The organism is Arthrobacter sp. NPDC057013, assembly GCF_042674585.1.
Lineage (GTDB): Bacteria > Actinomycetota > Actinomycetes > Actinomycetales > Micrococcaceae > Arthrobacter.
In genome coordinates this window covers 105,901-121,795 of sequence record NZ_JBHUSE010000004.1, presented here as the reverse complement: position 1 = coordinate 121,795, position 15,895 = coordinate 105,901, and the positions used below count along the sequence as shown (strand labels likewise).

12 protein-coding genes and 2 pseudogenes are annotated in these 15,895 nt (G+C 63.0%); 9 read left to right on the top strand and 5 right to left on the bottom strand.

Going from position 1 to position 15,895, the window contains the following annotated elements:
• Window positions 1-69 precede the first annotated feature (69 nt).
• The 3 genes from ACFTSA_RS07815 (at window position 70) to ACFTSA_RS07805 (ending at window position 2,990) form a co-directional block, all read left to right on the top strand.
• Entirely contained in the window at window positions 70-1,386 is a 1,317-nt protein-coding gene (locus ACFTSA_RS07815; RefSeq protein ID WP_377950894.1) for a flavin monoamine oxidase family protein, read from the top strand.
• A gap of 22 nt (window positions 1,387-1,408) precedes the next feature.
• Complete coding sequence (locus tag ACFTSA_RS07810) at window positions 1,409-1,612, top strand: ATP-binding cassette domain-containing protein (RefSeq protein ID WP_377950712.1); 204 nt, start codon at window positions 1,409-1,411, stop codon at window positions 1,610-1,612.
• Window positions 1,613-2,027: 415 nt separating this feature from the next.
• Complete coding sequence (locus ACFTSA_RS07805) at window positions 2,028-2,990, top strand: hypothetical protein (RefSeq protein WP_377950711.1); 963 nt, start codon at window positions 2,028-2,030, stop codon at window positions 2,988-2,990.
• A gap of 486 nt (window positions 2,991-3,476) precedes the next feature.
• Here the strand turns inward: ACFTSA_RS07805 and ACFTSA_RS07800 are convergent, their stop codons facing one another.
• Both ACFTSA_RS07800 and ACFTSA_RS07795 read right to left on the bottom strand, forming a co-directional pair.
• Window positions 3,477-4,406: an aldose 1-epimerase family protein gene (locus ACFTSA_RS07800; RefSeq protein WP_377950710.1), complete on the bottom strand. Its 930-nt coding sequence runs from the start codon at window positions 4,404-4,406 to the stop codon at window positions 3,477-3,479.
• Between the two features lie 2 nt (window positions 4,407-4,408).
• Complete coding sequence (locus ACFTSA_RS07795) at window positions 4,409-6,358, bottom strand: glycoside hydrolase family 2 protein (protein ID WP_377950709.1); 1,950 nt, start codon at window positions 6,356-6,358, stop codon at window positions 4,409-4,411.
• Between the two features lie 121 nt (window positions 6,359-6,479).
• On the opposite strand from ACFTSA_RS07795, the gene ACFTSA_RS07790 reads away from it, so the two are divergent.
• The 4 genes from ACFTSA_RS07790 to ACFTSA_RS07775 all read left to right on the top strand — a co-directional run bounded on the left by ACFTSA_RS07790 (window position 6,480) and on the right by ACFTSA_RS07775 (window position 11,068).
• Window positions 6,480-7,598, top strand: coding sequence for a carbohydrate ABC transporter permease (locus ACFTSA_RS07790; RefSeq protein ID WP_377950708.1), 1,119 nt, complete (start codon window positions 6,480-6,482; stop codon window positions 7,596-7,598).
• A complete protein-coding gene (locus ACFTSA_RS07785) occupies window positions 7,598-8,509 on the top strand; it encodes a carbohydrate ABC transporter permease (RefSeq protein WP_377950707.1) in 912 nt (303 codons plus the stop codon). Before ACFTSA_RS07790 ends, ACFTSA_RS07785 begins: the two co-directional genes overlap by 1 nt.
• Before the next feature lie 55 nt (window positions 8,510-8,564).
• Window positions 8,565-9,944: an ABC transporter substrate-binding protein gene (locus ACFTSA_RS07780; protein WP_377950706.1), complete on the top strand. Its 1,380-nt coding sequence runs from the start codon at window positions 8,565-8,567 to the stop codon at window positions 9,942-9,944.
• A gap of 101 nt (window positions 9,945-10,045) precedes the next feature.
• Window positions 10,046-11,068, top strand: coding sequence for a LacI family DNA-binding transcriptional regulator (locus ACFTSA_RS07775; protein WP_377950705.1), 1,023 nt, complete (start codon window positions 10,046-10,048; stop codon window positions 11,066-11,068).
• Window positions 11,069-12,089: 1,021 nt separating this feature from the next.
• On the opposite strand, the pseudogene ACFTSA_RS07770 reads toward ACFTSA_RS07775, so the two are convergent.
• A pseudogene (locus ACFTSA_RS07770) lies at window positions 12,090-12,628 on the bottom strand (hypothetical protein).
• 268 nt (window positions 12,629-12,896) lie between these two features.
• Here ACFTSA_RS07770 and ACFTSA_RS07765 point away from each other — a divergent pair.
• Window positions 12,897-13,140 (top strand): annotated as a pseudogene (locus ACFTSA_RS07765) (ACP phosphodiesterase); the annotation flags it as partial.
• A gap of 273 nt (window positions 13,141-13,413) precedes the next feature.
• On the opposite strand, the gene ACFTSA_RS07760 reads toward ACFTSA_RS07765, so the two are convergent.
• Window positions 13,414-14,436 carry an LLM class flavin-dependent oxidoreductase gene (locus tag ACFTSA_RS07760; protein ID WP_377950704.1) on the bottom strand — a complete coding sequence of 341 codons (1,023 nt, stop codon included), beginning with the start codon at window positions 14,434-14,436 and terminating at the stop codon, window positions 13,414-13,416.
• A gap of 29 nt (window positions 14,437-14,465) precedes the next feature.
• The gene (locus ACFTSA_RS07755; protein ID WP_377950703.1) at window positions 14,466-14,891 is read right to left on the bottom strand and encodes a hypothetical protein; all 426 of its coding nucleotides are present in this window, start codon (window positions 14,889-14,891) and stop codon (window positions 14,466-14,468) included.
• A gap of 275 nt (window positions 14,892-15,166) precedes the next feature.
• Between ACFTSA_RS07755 and ACFTSA_RS07750 the strand changes: the two genes are divergently transcribed.
• On the top strand, window positions 15,167-15,580 hold the full coding sequence (locus ACFTSA_RS07750; RefSeq protein ID WP_377950702.1) for a VOC family protein: 414 nt from the start codon (window positions 15,167-15,169) through the stop codon (window positions 15,578-15,580).
• The last annotated feature ends 315 nt before the right edge of the window (window positions 15,581-15,895 follow it).

The following is a 15,895-nucleotide window of genomic DNA, read 5'->3' as shown; positions in this document are numbered from 1 at the left end:
CAGCTCGACTCTGTTGACTGCTTTTTCTCGACATAACGAATTTCCCATGAGGAGCCCCACTTGCGTGACGTGATTATTGTTGGTGCCGGTGCCGCCGGCCTCGGAACCGCCTTCTACCTGCGGGATTCAGGGCTCGACGTCCTCATCCTGGAGTGCGGCCATGACATCGGCGGCCGGTCACACACCGTGCAGCTTGCGGGAACGTCGGCCAATTCCGGCGCGATGTTTGTTTACAAGGGCACGAAGTCCGAGGACCTGGTGAATGAGCTCGGGATTGAGACCGTCCCCTTCCTTCCCGAGACGTACGGAATCCACGTCAACGGCAAAACGGTGGTGGCCGAAGCCAACGAGGACGTCGTGGCCGGCCTCAACCTCACGGAGTCCGAAAAGACCGAGTTAATCAAGTTCATCGACACATCCCTCACCGAGTACCGGGACTACGTCAACGAGAAGACTTCAGCCGGAGACCTCAACAAGCTTTCAGGTGAAACTGTGGCCGAACGGATCGCCGACCTGCAGCCGGCCGTCCAGAAAATCATTGCCACCGCCATCCGCGGCGGCGCCGTGGGCGACCCGGCCCATCTCTCCGCAAAGTATGCGCTCCGCTACTTCGCCAGCTACCTGGCACGGGAGAAGAACAACCGCCTGTTCGCGCTCGAAGGAATGCAGGCGATTCCGAGGGCGATCCTGAAGCGCCTGCCGGAGGGCACTGTCCGCTACAACACGCAGGTGACAGACGTAGCCTTGCTCGAAGAGCAGGGCGTCTACGAGGTTTCGGTGACGGGCGAAAGCGACGAGAAGCTGACGGCCAGGCATGTGGTGCTGGCCGTTCCCGCCCCCGTCGTTCCCGACGTCGTGAAGAATCTGCCGGAGTGGAAGACGTCAGCGCTCAACAGGGTCGCCTCCCCCGGCAGCACCACACTGAACATCGTCGCCGACATTGAAGGGCTTCCGGAGTTCGAGGACTGGGCCTTCATCGTGACCGTCGGGATGCCCTTCGACGCCATCATCAACCCTATCCCCGGCGGCACCGACGAGACCTCCAAAGCAAACATCCTTCAGCTGACCTGCTACGGAAATTCCTCGGGCTATCTGCCAGGGTTCGCCGACGACGAGGAAAGGGTGGCGCAGTGGATGGAGCACGTGTACACGGTGGCACCCCAGCTTCGCGGCCGGGTCCTCGGCGTGCACGCCCAGACCTGGCAGCACTGCTTCGCCCTGCTCAGCCCGGAGCGGGCGGCAGCGCTTCCTGAGCTGCAGCGCTCGGTAGGGTCACTGCACTTCGCGGGCGACTACACTTCCGAAACCGCCGGTACCCACGGTGCCTACACGGAGGCCGAACGCGTCGCTTCCCTGATCCGGGCCACTCTGACACCCACGGCCTAGTGACCTACGAGCGACACCCGGCATGGGCGGCGTTGACGGGGCCCGCCGAACCGAAGCCTACCCCGGCCACCTCTCCGGCGGCGAGCAACAACGGGAAGCGATCGTCCGAGCGCTGGCAATGGGATCTGAAATCTTGCTGTTCGACGAACCGACCTCAGCTCTTGCCCCGAAAACTCGCCGCCGAAGTGCTTGGCACAATGAAAAGAGCTTGCACGCAAGGGAATGACCATGGTCGTTGTGACCCACAAAATGGCACTTACACGGGAGGTCACCACCAAGCTCGTCTACTTAACGGGGAGTCGTCGCCGAGCAAGGCCCGCCCGACGAGCTGTTCGAGCGACCACACGGTAGCGCTGCAAGGCACCCTTGGCCGTTCAGACGCATCATGACCGTCGCCGCTTCGCAGGCCGCAACGCCTGCACCGCCAACAACCACACCGGTTGAAAGGACTTCCCCGTGACCGTTTTCGGAGGTGAAAACGGCGCATTTGGTCACAAGGATCCAGCCGATAGTCGAGATTCCTTTGGACTATTCGTACTCCACCGTCCCCTACTTCGCGGCTGCGTCCCGGCGCGGGCAGCGCCCTCCAGAAGCGCACTGCGGGCCGCGCCCTTGGGGCCCCACACGACTAGACTTTTGTCATGTCCCTGCAGGCTTATCGTAGGACTTTGCTGCTCGCCATGCTCATCACAGGAGCTGCAGCACCACCTGCAGCCGCTCAAGAGGCAGCCCAGGAGGGCGCACCGTGCGCCATGCTGACGGCCCACAAAGTGAAGTTCAGCGCCGGTGACGCGAGCCGGGTGGTGTTTGTGACCGCTACCGACGTGAACCAGAACGCAGTACTGATCACTGGCTGTGTCCGAACGGCGGACGGGTACGCCCAGGAGTGGCAGACGAGTGGCTTCATCGGCAAGAACGGGTTCGCTCCCGAGGGCACATTGAGGGAAGGCCGGCTCCAGTCACCCACCGGTTCGTTCTCTGCGACGGAAGCACTCGGGCTTGCCGATCCCGGAACCAAACTGGTGTACCACCTGGTCAACCCCCGGTCACGCTGGGGCGGGCCGGGAAGCCCCTCGTACAACAATTACCTGGAGGGTGGATCAGAGGCTGACGAGAACCTGTGGTACTGGGCGAACCAAGGGACGTATGCGCAGGCCACGGTCATCAATTACAACCGGCTCCCGGATTCCCCTCCCGTTCCCGGGTACGATTACGCAATCTTCTTCGGGGCGGGGAACAGGGTCTCAGCAGGATGCGTTTCCACGAACTTGCAGACGGCGACGCAGGTCGCCAAGACGCTCGTGCCGGGCGACCGCTTCATCATGGGTGTGGACCACGACGTCTTCGGGCCTCCGCCAACAAGCGCCGCCCCTCCCCCGACCACGGCGGCGACGCCGGAAGTTACGTCCGGCGCGGCCACAGTGACCCAGAGACCGTCCGCTTCGCCACCGTCCGCTCCGGCGTCCGAGGCGAAGGGCGGCCCAGCCCGAGACACGACCGGTTTCGACTACCTCCCGCTAGGGATTTTGCTGGTGGCAGGAGGGAGCACGGCGCTGGCAGTCTACTTCCGGCTCAGAAGGCAGGGCAGAGAAACCCGGCTCTAGTGCTCGGGGCCGTTCCGACCGGTGTGCGGCGCGACTACGCTCAGAACGGGGTCAGCAGCCGCCCCGCGAACTGCCCCGGGCGTTCCTCGCGAGGGTCGCCCAACAGTGCCTGGGCGGGCGAACGCGAACTCGTGGGTGACCACAACCACGCCAGATCTTTCCTGTCATGATCCAGCAGATAACGCGTTAGAAACGGGTCAGCATGGAACCTGGGCATAGCCCGCACTGCCTGGCAAGCGGGAAGATACGCGTCCGTAGGCTCGACCTCAAGCAGGACGAGAAGCAGACTCTTGGAACCGCCCGGAAGTAGGCGTCCGTCCGGAGACGTTCAGCGTGTTGGCCGGCGACCCTGGGTATCGGCCTGCATGTCGAAGTCATTCGTTGCGTGGACGTTCTCGGGCTGTTTCGGTGTCGACAGCGGGATGTTTCATGATTCGGTCATTGACCGGCCGGGAAACTTTGTTGCGGCTCTGCGGGCCGTTGGGTTCAGATGGCGAAGATGGTCCATTGTGTTTGGTGGCTTCCGGCGGAGTTGAGTCGGATGAGATCGGTGCCGCTGTTGAAGGCGTCCGGCGGGCAGGTCATGGGTTCTGCCGCGAGTCCGATTCTGTTGGGTAGAGGTGGTTTCTTGTCGGCGGTGTGGATTTGGAGCCATGGGGAGGCGACGTCCCAGGTTAAGCCGACGCCGGTCCCGATAGGGTCCTTGAGGGTGAGGCTGGCGCGGCCGCGGTCGTTGAATCGTATGTTAGTAAATGCGTGGTCAATTTTCGTGCTGCCGATGGTGCGCGGCGCTCGGAAGTCGAAGTCCTGTCCTTGAACTGGCCGTGTTTTCACTGGAAGGAGCCGGTCCGTGGTGACTTCCAGGTAGGAACTCGCGGGGAGTTCGAGAATCCAGTCATTCATGGATGACGGCCCGGCAACGAGGTACGGGTGGGGGCATACACCATATGGGGCTGCGGTCGGGCCTGTATTGGTCGCTGTTATGAGGGTGTGGAGCCCGTTCTTATCGATTCGATATGCCGCTTCGAGCCGAAGCTGGAAAGGGTATCCCGTTGTGGGCCCAAGCTCACAGGCCAGGACCACGGACGAGTCGTCGGTTGACTGCAGGTTCCACTCCCTGTTGAACACGAGTCCATGTAGTGCGGTGGACCGCTCCGGTTCATTTAGGGCCAGCTGCTGTACCGCTCCATCGAAGGTGTACCGGCCGTCGCGTATTCGGTTCGGCCAGGGGGCTGCGACGATTCCCCGGTAATCCGGAATCGGCGCTCCTGCCTCGAACGGAACTACCAGATCACGGTTTCCGTGCCGGAGCCGGCGCAGGGCCGCCGCCTGGGCGGTGATGGTGGCGGAGTAGTCCCCCGCCCGGATGAGGTACTCGGAAGCCGGAGGTCCGGGCGGCGGCGTGCGGGCAGCCATTGTTAACCGATTCCAATGGCAGGTTCAGGGTGCTTCATCTCAACTGCAGGGACCGTGGATGCCGGTTCGTTGGCTTGCTCTACTGGGGTTTTGGGCCGACGGTGCGAAGCGGTGTTGACATTCTCGCCCAGCACGATGGATCTGATTTCCTCGACGGGAATCTTGGGCCGGCGCTGGGCGTCGGCCAGGCCGTTGGCTTCCTGAAGTGTGTCCGTCAGCTGTGTGTAGCAGAAGCCGGCGAGGACGGGGCTGGATTGCAGTGCCTCAAACAGGTCCCGAAGCAAGCGCACGAAGTCTTCGGCGTTGGAAACTGTAGCGTAGCCCCATGACTCCAGGCCGGTGTCGTTGACGTAACTGATGCCGCCGAATTCGGAAACGATGAATGGCTGTTCGCGGTCCGGGGTGTTGACGAGCTTCATCCTGCGCCCGAGCGGGCCGATGCCGGCCATGAGCTCCTCGACGTTGCCGGCGCTGGCGTAGTTGGCTGCCAGTTCCTCCCGGGTGATGCCGTAGTCGTGGATGGCCCAGATGTCCGAGTCTGCATGCTCCCACCCGTCGTTGGTCACCACGGGCCGCGAGGGATCCAGGGCTTTTGTCAGGTGGTAGAGGGCCTGAGCATAGTTGAGCTGCGCCTGGTCGTGAGAGATGTGCTGCACGCCCCAGCTCTCGTTTAGTGGAACCCACGTGACGATCGAGGGGTGGGATGCGTCGCGGCGGATGACCTCCAACCATTCCCGGGACATGCGTTCGATGGCCGTGACGGAGAATTCGTAGGCGCTGGCGTTTTCACCCCAGATAAGGAGCCCGAGGCGGTCGGCCCAGTACAGAAAGCGCGGGTCCTCGACCTTTTGGTGGATACGGGCGGTGTTAAAGCCGAAGTCCTTGATCAGTTGAACTTCCTTACGCAAGGCGTCACCGTCGGGTGCGGCGATGTGGGATTCGGGCCAGTAGCCCTGCTCGAGGACAGCACGGAGGTAGTACGGCCTGTCGTTGAGCATGAAATGCCGTCCGGCCCAGCCAACAGAGCGCATGCCGAAGTAGGAGGACACCTCATCGACCGTTCCTCCGCCGGCCGAAACCCGGACAACGGCGTCAATGAGTCGGGGGTTTTCCGGTGACCAGAGCAGCGATTCGTATGCTTGACCGTTTGACTGCCGCGGCAAGGTGATCATCGTCGTGCTGCGCGGATCAGTCTGGTCGAAGCCGACGCGGGCCAGGGTCTTTCCTTCATAGGACAAGGTGACTTCGACGGTGACTGGCGTTGCGGGCCGGCCATTCAGTTCCAAAGACAGGCGCACAGCTCCATTCGGAACGTCCGGCGTCCAGGCCAGATGCTGCACCGACGTATGCGGGACGGCCTCCAGCCAGACTGGCTGCCAGATCCCGGTTGTCCTGCGGTACCAGATGCCGTGGGGTTCCTCCTGCCAGTCCTGTTTGCCCCGGGGCTGGGCGACGTCGACGGGGTCATCCTCGGCCCGGACCACCAGCACGTTCCCCTCCCCTCCCGGGCTGGCGAGAAGATCTGTGACGTCAAAGAAGAAGGGAGTGTGCCCGCCCTCATGGTTGCCCAGGTACTGGCCGTTCAGCCATACGTCCGCGCGGTAATCCACGGCCCCGAAATGCAAGATCATCCGCGTACCCTGCCGGCCCCACCCCGCGGCCCTAACCTCGGCCACGCTCAGCTCGCGCCGGTACCAGATGACCGGGTGGAAGGAGTTGTCACCGATGCCCGAGGCAGCGGACTCGGGGGGAAACGGCACTCGAATGCGTCGGTCAAACGGGCTCTGCTCCCGGTGCCAGCGCCCGTCGAGGCCTTTGTTGGCGTCATCGTAGGCAAAGCCCCAGAGCCCGGCCAGCTCTGTCCATTGGCGGCGGCCCAGCTGCGGCCGAGGATAATCCCCCGCCAGGGACGTCACTGTCGGGAAAGGGGTAGTGGTGATTGCATCATTCATGCAGGCAATCATGCATGCCGTTCCGCCATTTTGCAACGTAGAAAAAAATGGTTGACATTGCCCCATTGGAAGCCGCACGATGGTGTGCAACAACTTTTGCTACGTTGAATAGGTGTCGAAGATGACTACAGGCCAAGATGCACTCAGGCCAGCGATTTCGAAGCGTACACTCCGGCCGGGAAAGGCATCCGGGCTGGCCCGGAGGGCCATCAGGGATGGCTGGGCTTTCCTTGCCCCCTTCATGCTGGTTTATGCGGCGTTCATCCTCGTCCCGCTGTTCCAGTCGGTGTACGTCAGCGGGTTTGACTGGGATTTGCTGGGGGCGACGCGGAAGTTCATCGGCGGCGGGAACTACGTGAAGATGCTCTGGGGCCGGGACATCGTCTGGAGTTTCGGCCACGAGTGGCCCGTGCGGCTCGCAGTTGTCACAGTGGCGACTGCGGGCGCCTTCGGACTACGCCGGCATCGGCGAAGGGCCATTAGTGTCCTCGCAGCAGGCGTGACCGTTGCTGTCCTGCTGGGGTTCCATCCCTCCCCGTCCGGTTCCTGGAATGATGAGAACTTTTGGATTGCGCTAAGGAACACCTTGGGCTTCACGCTGATCTCAACGCCGGTGCTGGTGCTGATCGGGCTGGTGTTGGCCCTGCTCCTGCACACCAAGCATCGCGGAACCGGTATTTACAGGGCACTGTTCTTCATCCCGTACGTGCTGCCGGTTTCGGCCGTCACGCTGATCTGGAGTTACCTGCTCAATCCGGAACGCGGACTGATCGCCGGATTCCTCAAATGGTTCGGCATCGATGGCATCCCCTTTCTCTCGGACCCGGCCCTGGCGATGCCATCCATCATTGCCACCACGGTCTGGTGGTCCGCAGGTTTCAATCTCGTGCTGTTCCTGGCCGGGCTGCAGGACATCGATCCCAGCCTGCATGAGGCAGCGTCCCTGGATGGAGCCACCCGCTGGCAGCAGTTCCGCCACATCACCCTTCCTGGCCTGTCACACGTGACCGTGCTGGTCGCAGTGACCCAACTGATTGCCTCCTTCCAGATCTTCGGACAGGTCTACATCATGACGAAGGGAGGCCCCGGCACTGCCACCCAGGTGCTCATCCAGCACATCTACGAAGCAGGGTTTAAAAACTACGAGCTCGGTTACGCCTCCGCGGTTTCCGTGTTCCTGTTCGTCATCATGGCTGCCGTGTCCGCTGTCCAATTCCGTCTGCTCTCCAAGGACTCCTGATGGCCGCCTCCACCCCAACAACTTCCCCCAGCACACCAACACCCGCTGCCTCGACAATTACGAACACGCCCGGCGCACCCACCAGGCGCCGGTCACGCGGGTCATGGACCTACCACTCCTTCATGATCGTGGCCGCGCTTCTATGGTTCGCGCCGATCCTGTGGATGATCTCGATGGCGGTCACGCCGAACGATGTACTGCAGCAGTCATCCAGTGATTTACTCCCCCGGAGCCTCACGCTGGAGAATCTGGTCAGCGTCTTCGCCACCGGTGACCTGGGACGCTGGTTTCTTAACAGTGCCGTCGTCACGACGGTGACAACGGCTGTGACGGTGATCTTCTCAGCCATGGCCGGCTACGCCTTCGCCAAAATCAGCTTCCCTGGCCGCCGAATGCTCTTCGTCATCGTGCTCGCCGGGCTGATGGTGCCCAAGGAAGCCATGTTCGTCCCGCTATTCCTGATGTTTTCCGGAGCACACGGGCAAAACAGCTACGAAGCGCTCATCCTCCCCCGTCTGGCCGCCCCGCTCGGCGTATTCATCATGACCCAGTTCTTTAGCAAGGTCCCGGCCGAGGTCGAGGAGGCAGCCCGCATCGACGGAGCCGGCCGCTGGCGGGTCTTCTTCGAAATCATGCTTCCGCTGGCCCGGCCCGCGATGGCCTCCCTGGCAATCTTCACGTTCGTCCTGACCTGGAACGACTACCTGTGGCCCCTGGTCATATCCACCAAGACGGAATGGTTCACCGTCACCACCGGCCTGGCGTCCCTGCAATCCAACTTTGCCGCTACCACCAACCTGGGAGACCTCATGGCCCGCGGGCTCATCGGGAGCCTGCCGCTGCTGATAATCTTCCTCGCCTTCCAGCGCCAACTCATCCGCGGCATCACCCTGGGCAGCGGCGAAAAATAGCCCCCTAGTAGGTTCCCCTCAACGACTTGGAACAACCCTTCAAAGGAGAAACCCTATGAAACAATCCCTGCGACACATGACCGTCGCACTAACCGCATCAGCCATCCTCACGACCGCCCTGGCCGGCTGTGGCGCATCCGAGGGCAGCACCGACAAATCCGGACCGGGAGCAATAACCGCCGTCACCGACGACCAGCTCAAAGGCTCCACACTGCAGATGTCCAACCCCTTCGGCAACTGCCCGGAGGCAGCCGGCACCAACACCGACCTGTCCAAGGCCGTCGGAGAATGTGCGACCCTGCAGACCCTGGTGAACAAGTTCAATGCCGACAACAAATGGGGCATCAAGGTCCAACGCCTCGGCGGCAGCGCCTGGGACTCCTACTACGACGCCCTGAACACCGCCTTCGCCGGCGGAAACCCGCCCGACGTTGCAGTCATGCACGGATCCAGCCTGGTCGACTACGCCAAACGCAACCTGCTCGTACCGCTCGATGACCTCGCCGCAATTACCAAGCTTGACACGAATGACATCGCCCCTGCTGCAAAGACAGCCATCGGATACAACGACAAGACCTACGCCGTCCCCTTCGACGTGCACGCCATCCTCGCCCACGTCAACGTCGACATCTTCAAGGCCGCCGGGCTCATCGACGCCACCGGCAAACCCAAGCTGCCCACCTCGACCGAGGAATTCCTGGCTGACGCCAAGACGGTCAAGGAAAAAACCGGCAAGAACTTCATGGCCGTCGCACGCTCGGGCGACCAGCTCGGCATCCACACCCTGCACAGCCTGATGCAGCAGCAGGGTGGGGACTTCCTCAACGCCGACGGCACCAAACCAACTCTGGACTCACCGCAGGCACGGACGGCCCTGTCATTCCTGGACGAGGTCTTCAAGTCCGGCTACGCGAACGGTAACCAGACCTACGACGCGGCGGGCCAGTCATTCCTGAACGGAGACGCCGCCATGCTGGTCAACGGCACCTGGGTCGTGGACGAGTACAGCAAGAAAGCAAAGTTCAACTACGAAGCCACGAACTTCCCGACGCTGTACGACAAGCCCGCCGTGTGGGCCGATTCGCACACGTGGGTGATCCCCAAGCACGCGGACGCCGATCCGGTGAAGTACCGTGCCGCGGCAGAATTCCTGTCCTTCCTGAACGCAAACGACAGCGCTTGGGCGCTAGGCACCGGGCACATCGCGGCACAAAAGTCAGTACTGAACAGCGCAGCCTACAAGGCAGCCCCGCAACGGGCCAACTACGCCGACACGGGACTGAGCATTGCCCGCGCCGTGCCGCACATTGCCAGCTGGCCCGCCGTCGCCAAGGCCGTCCGGGACTCCATCGAATCAATCTGGTTCCAAGGACGCCCCGTGGACCAGGCCCTCAAAGATGGCGACAACAGCATCAACGCCGCACTGACAAAATAGCCGCCTCCGGGGCGGGACACCCGGTCCCGCCCCGGAGCGCCGCTGATATGACATTCTGGCTTCAGAAGACCCGCACGACCACGGCACCATCAGGAGGAAACATGGGAACAAGCATGCGAGACGTCGCGGAACTGGCCGGTGTCTCGCAGCGCACCGTGTCCAACGTCGTCAGTGGCTATATCCACGTCAAACCCGAAACCCGGGCCCGCGTCCAGGCAGCCATCGACAGTCTGAAGTACAAACCGAACATCTCTGCCCGAAGGTTAAGGCAAGGCCGGACAGGCATCCTCGCCCTGGCGCTTCCGGAAATAGCTGCCCCCTACTTCGCTGAACTGGCCGACCACGTCGAACAACGGGCCGCCGAACTTGGCGTCACTGTCCTGATCGGCCAGACCGGAGGCATCCGGGACCGGGAACTCCTGGTCCTGCGCGGTTACCAGTCCAACCTCATCGACGGCCTGATACTTAACCCGCTCTCCATCACCGCCCAAGACCTCGTCGATGAAGATATTGATTTTCCGGTCGTCCTCCTGGGCGAAAGCCTCGAAGCCACCGGCACACCCGTCGTGCACATCTCCGTGGACAACGAAGCAGCCGCTGCGGAAGCAACCCAGCATCTGATTGACATGGGACGACGCTCGATCGCCGCCATCGGAGCGTCACGCAATATGGCCGTATCCGGCCCTGCCAGCCACCGGCTCCGCGGATACCTTGCAGCCATGGACCGCGCCAACCTCCCCGTCACCACCGAAATAGATTCCGAGTCAACAGCCTGGACCAGGGCCGCGGGCTACGCCGCGGCCCAACGGCTGCTCGACCGCAAACCCGACATCGACGCCATATTCTGCTTCAACGACACGCTCGCGCTCGGCGCACTCAAGTGCTTCTTGGACAGAGGGGTGAAAGTCCCCCAAGACATCGCCCTCGTTGGGTGGGATGACATCGAAGAATGTTCCTATTCCAGCCCGGCGCTCACGTCGATTTCTCCCGACAAGGCAGGAATCGCCAAGACCGCCGTCGATACACTCCTGGCCCGCGTCTCCGGCCAGACCATCAATCCCGCCGACCCCACCGAAATAAGAGCAGACTACAAGCTCATGGCGCGGGCCAGCACAACCGGATAACCCAAAGAACGATGCAGGCGGGTTGATCGGCTACCCGCCCCTACCGGCCCGGCCCGGCCCTGTAACGCAAATCCGCCGCCCGAGATGCTATGCACCCATGGCGTCCGTTTCCACCCCGCCCGAAAGGTCGACCGCAATACCCATACCCGCTGACGAGACGTTGCCCGAAATTCCCTCCGCTGTCGCAACCGGCCTCCGACCGCTCCGCGCTGACCGCAGGCATCGTCCATTTGGCGAGGGCGGTTTCCACCGCGTGCACACCAGGCCATGTACCTGGACCGGCTGATGAACGCCGGGAAGGACCACGACTGGGCCATCTGCGGCGTCGGCGTCCCGCCCTCAGACGCCCGTAGGAAACAGGTCATGGACGCCCAGGGCTGCCTCTACACCCTGGTAGTTGAAAACCCGACGGAACGCGGGAAGGGCGCCGTCATTCCTGCGGGGAGCTTAACTGGCCGCCGGTGGGCAGAAATTAGTGGCCACAGACACACGGACATGACTTCTGCCAGAGCCAGGACTCGGGCATGCCCAACGGGCTTTGAGACGCTTGTTGACGAGGAGCAGGATGTCGCGGTGCGCCTTTGACACTTACCGTTTGAGGCCCCATCCCCAGACGGTGAATGAGGCTGGTCCAATGAATGGCTTCGAGAGGCGAAGGACCGAAATGCAAGTCAGATCCACGTGCTCCCAAAGCGCGACCGGCTCACGGGACGATTTCCGGGCGGGCCTCTTCCGGGACCACTGGAATCGGAATTTCATCAAATCACCGTGGATGTCTTGGCTCCAAAGCGAAAAGCCAATAGCGTGCGGCAGCGACATCCGTACGGAATGCTGAATTCGACCGGCATTTCGTAATCTGAAGAGGAGGTAGTTCCCTTGAGCCAAAGAAAGGGGTGAATCCTCCTCATTCTCGGGACATGCGTGTCACCCAGCAGCAAGGAATGTAATACGCGGTTCATGCACCCACCTTCCCTGGCCGCCCGCCCGTTGCTGTGGACGGGAACGCTGGACTGGTTTGACCCTAGACTGCGTGGCGCACGCTACCATCGTCCGCCACCGCGGTGAGCGCCGGCCGCTGGAGGCGGGCCAGGGCTCTTGCACTATCGCTTCCTGGTTCCGAGGCGTAGGTGAGGATGCGGTGGCCGGAGTCGTCGGGCATGGTCAAGACCTCGAACCCCAGCTCCAGTGATCCGATCTGCGGGTGGTTTAGTGTCTTGTGCCCCGACATGCAGTTCTCAACCGGGTGCTCTGCCCACATGCTGGCGAAGTCAGGACTTTTGAGAGTCAGTTCGCCGACGAGAGCTGCGAGGTCTGTGTCGTCGGCGAAGCGTCCGGAGAGCAGCCGCAGAGACGCCACTGCACGTGAGGCCTCTGATCGCCAGTTCGGGTAAGGGCGCGAGTGGGCTCGTCCAGGAAGAGCATCCGCGTCATGTTGGGGCGCTCTGAGGGCCTCTCCGGTGCATCAAAATCCACGTGCGAGGCAACCAGCCGGTGCCCGGCCCGGTTCCAGGCAAGGACTTCAGTGTGTTTGCCGAGCACCACAGCAGGGACGGTGCCCATGGCGTCGACCAAGCGCCCGGTGCCGGGTCTGACCTGATCCGGCCTGCTGCGGGAAGCCTTGGTTGTGCGGCGCTTGGCGCTGGAGAGGTCTGCGAGGTGTTTCCGCTCAACCTCTGTTCGGGCCAGGGCGCGGGCCAGCCGGTCGATAACCGCATCGGAAGCATTGACGTGCTGGCCGTGCTCCAGCCTGGCGTCAGCCTCCTACGCGGCAGCCCTACAGACCCCATTGCTGTGGACCGTGAAACCGCGCACCTGCTAGTGCTCGCGCACACGACATATGCAGTCCTCCATGCGCAGTGTGCTGAGCTTCCTGGACGCCCCGCAACTAAACTCCCCGGAGGCCTACATCAGTTTCGACCCAGCAAGCCTACGGCGAGGACGGCGAGGTCAAAAACGAAGGGACGAGGGAGTTCCTGCGGCACTCGATGGGTGAGTACGCCGCCTTCGTCGCCCGGGTCCTTGACGCGACGTCAGCCGGGCACATCGGCGATGAGCACCCCGACTCGCGCAAGTATGCCACCAGCTTCCGAGACCCGCGCCAGAGGGCGGGGCCGCCCCCAGGAACTCTCGGGGGCGGGCTTGCGCGGCAGCTTGCCTTCCCGTCGGCCTAATTAATTCCCCTGTTGTACTTGGCCCGGGATGCCTTCGGCAGCACGGGCCTTGCCGAGGTACTGCGGGCCGGAGGACGTAGGGGATGCCGTCCGGGCCGGAAAGCCCGGTTAGAGCGACGTCACAGCCACAAATAAACGCGACCGTCGTACTGGGGGAATCTGCCGCGGGGGGGGTCAGCGCCAGCCGAGTTGCGGCGCCACATACTTCAGGATCGACTCGATGACGTGGGCGTTGTAGTCGACACCGAGCTGGTTCGGGATCGTGAGAAGCAGGGTATCTGCCGTGGCGATCGCCTCGTCCCCTGCCAGCTCCGTGGCCAGCTCATCGGGGGCACCCGCGTAAGACCGGCCAAAGACCGCGCGCGTCTTCTCGTCGATGTTGCCCACCTGGTCGGAGCTGTGGCGGTCGCGGCCGAAGTATCGCCAGTCGCGCTCGTCCGTCAGTGCGAAGATGCTGCGGCTGACCGAGACGCGCGGCTCCCGCTCGTGCCCCGCCTCCCTCCAGGCGTGCCGGTAGAGCTCGATCTGCTCGGCCTGCTGGACGTGGAAAGGTTTCCCGCTCTCGTCATCCTTGAGCGTGGAGCTCTGCAGGTTCATGCCGAGCTTCGCCGCCCAGATGGCCGTGGCGTTCGAGCCCGAACCCCACCAGATGCGTTCACGCAGGCCCTCCGAGTGCGGCTCCACGCGCAGCAGGCCAGGAGGGTTCGGGAACATCGGGCGGGGATTGGGCGCCGCGAAGCCCTTGCCAGTGAGGACCTCCAGCAGACGCTCGGTGTGTCTACGGCCCATGTCGGCGTCCGACTCGCCCTCGGCGGGGGCGAAGCCGAAGTGGCGCCACCCGTCGATGACCTGCTCGGGTGAACCCCTGCTGATGCCTAGCTGTAGCCGGCCGCCCGAGATCAGGTCGGCCGCGCCGGCGTCCTCCGCCATGTAGAGCGGGTTCTCGTAGCGCATGTCGATCACGCCGGTACCGATCTCAATGCGGCTTGTCCGTGCACCGATCGCAGCGAGCAACGGGAACGGAGAGGCGTATTGCTGCGCGAAGTGGTGGACGCGGAAGTAGGCGCCGTCCGCTCCCACCTCCTCGGCCGCGATCGCGAGGTCGATCGCCTGCAACAGCGCGTCCGACGCGTTGCGCGTGCCGGACTCCGGGTGATCGGTCCAATGGCCGAAGGACAGGAATCCGATGTTTTTCACACAGGAAAACAACGTGGTGGCGACGGTGCCTATTCCCGCGGTAGTACGCGCAGCTTTTCGACCAGCGCTGTTGCTTTGCCGGTGTACTCCACCCACACATTTGCCGAAGGCGTTGCGTTCGCGGGCCCGGTTCTGGAGACCTTGCGTTTGTTGCGCGCGGAGGCGTTCCATTCCGCTGCGGCCTCGATGGCCAGGTGCGGTGAGTCCGTGCATTCTTCACGCAGGGCACCGAGCTTCAAGTGGGAGGTGAGCGTGCCGCCGCCGAACCAGATCGGGCGCGCCCCTTGCTTGGGGCGTTCCGTTACGGAGTACCCAACGATGACGTCGGTGGTGTTCTTGGCATACCGCGGGTGTACCAGCAGTCCGGTGTCGCGGGCGACCGCGGACGAACTCCGCTTCTGTGGCTGAGGAGCTGGCGCTGACGCAGACTTGCGGGTCAGGGAGGCGCGGTGCATTTAGCGTTCGTCCCGGAGGGCAGGGCCTTCTTTGCCCGGTCGTAGCCGGCGGGTGCCCTGCATACTGGAGCGCTCTTCGAGGCCGTACTTGGTTTCCAGTTCCCGGCAGGTTTTTTGTGCTCGTTTTCAGTCCCCGGGGTAGATGCATTGGTGCTGTCCTCGCGGACGAGGGACACGCTCACTCCATCACTGCCGTCAGCAGGGGCGGGGCAGCGGAAGCTGAAGTGCCGTCCGGAACACTGGTCATATCCCGCGGGCAGGTCAACAATGACTGGATGGGGTATTCAGCCAGGGTCGCATCGTCTGTCCAGTTCGTGGCAGAACTGGACAGGTCGGTGAACTTCTACCGGGACCTGTTCAGGTGTGAGGAGACCATCCGCTCGGGCGAGGCGGCCCTCCTCCTGGCGCCCGGGGGCTTCCAGCTCTACCTCATCGAGCGTGGCAAGCGGGAGGAGCGCCACTCGGGCGGCCTCGGACAACACCTGCTGATGTGGGCGACAGACACCGCCGAAGGCTTGAAATATTTCGAGCAGGCTCTGAAGGAGATGGGGCGATACACGGAGACCCGCACAGCCGGAGGAATCACTGTGGTGGAAGGCCGCGACCCTGATGGAATTCGCGTCATGGTCGCCCACCCCGATCCCTCAGAAAGGCCCCGATCGGTCGTCGACAGCCACCTCTATACCTGAACCTTCTTGAACCGGAGGACGCCGTTGTCCAATTGGCCCGCCTGTGTTCGGTGCCCCCAGCCCCCATTTGTCCAGATGGGCGTGAACGCCAGGAGAAGCTGGATCCAGTCGCGCTAATCGGCAGTCCCTACTCGTTACTTGCCCTTGCCCGGCTCGATCAATTCAGGCCCGGGTCTCCTGAAGCTGTTCACGCGGGGGCTGCCGACCGCCGGATCTGCCCTGGCTCCGGGAGGGAGTTTAACAGGTGCTGGATGTCACCCTTGTCGGTCAGGTCAGGATCCAGTCACTCGGCGAAGCGGTCCCGCGGAATGATCA

Bases quoted from the DNA above. Each gene is read 5' to 3' on its own strand.
- ACFTSA_RS07790 (WP_377950708.1), top strand. From the start codon at position 6,480: ATGACTACAGGCCAAGATGCACTCAGGCCAGCGATTTCGAAGCGTACA.
- ACFTSA_RS07750 (WP_377950702.1), top strand. From the start codon at position 15,167: ATGGGGTATTCAGCCAGGGTCGCATCGTCTGTCCAGTTCGTGGCAGAA.
- ACFTSA_RS07810 (WP_377950712.1), top strand. From the start codon at position 1,409: ATGGGCGGCGTTGACGGGGCCCGCCGAACCGAAGCCTACCCCGGCCAC.
- ACFTSA_RS07795 (WP_377950709.1), bottom strand. From the start codon at position 6,358: ATGAATGATGCAATCACCACTACCCCTTTCCCGACAGTGACGTCCCTG.
- ACFTSA_RS07755 (WP_377950703.1), bottom strand. From the start codon at position 14,891: ATGCACCGCGCCTCCCTGACCCGCAAGTCTGCGTCAGCGCCAGCTCCT.
- ACFTSA_RS07785 (WP_377950707.1), top strand. From the start codon at position 7,598: ATGGCCGCCTCCACCCCAACAACTTCCCCCAGCACACCAACACCCGCT.
- ACFTSA_RS07800 (WP_377950710.1), bottom strand. From the start codon at position 4,406: ATGGCTGCCCGCACGCCGCCGCCCGGACCTCCGGCTTCCGAGTACCTC.
- ACFTSA_RS07805 (WP_377950711.1), top strand. From the start codon at position 2,028: ATGTCCCTGCAGGCTTATCGTAGGACTTTGCTGCTCGCCATGCTCATC.
- ACFTSA_RS07780 (WP_377950706.1), top strand. From the start codon at position 8,565: ATGAAACAATCCCTGCGACACATGACCGTCGCACTAACCGCATCAGCC.
- ACFTSA_RS07775 (WP_377950705.1), top strand. From the start codon at position 10,046: ATGGGAACAAGCATGCGAGACGTCGCGGAACTGGCCGGTGTCTCGCAG.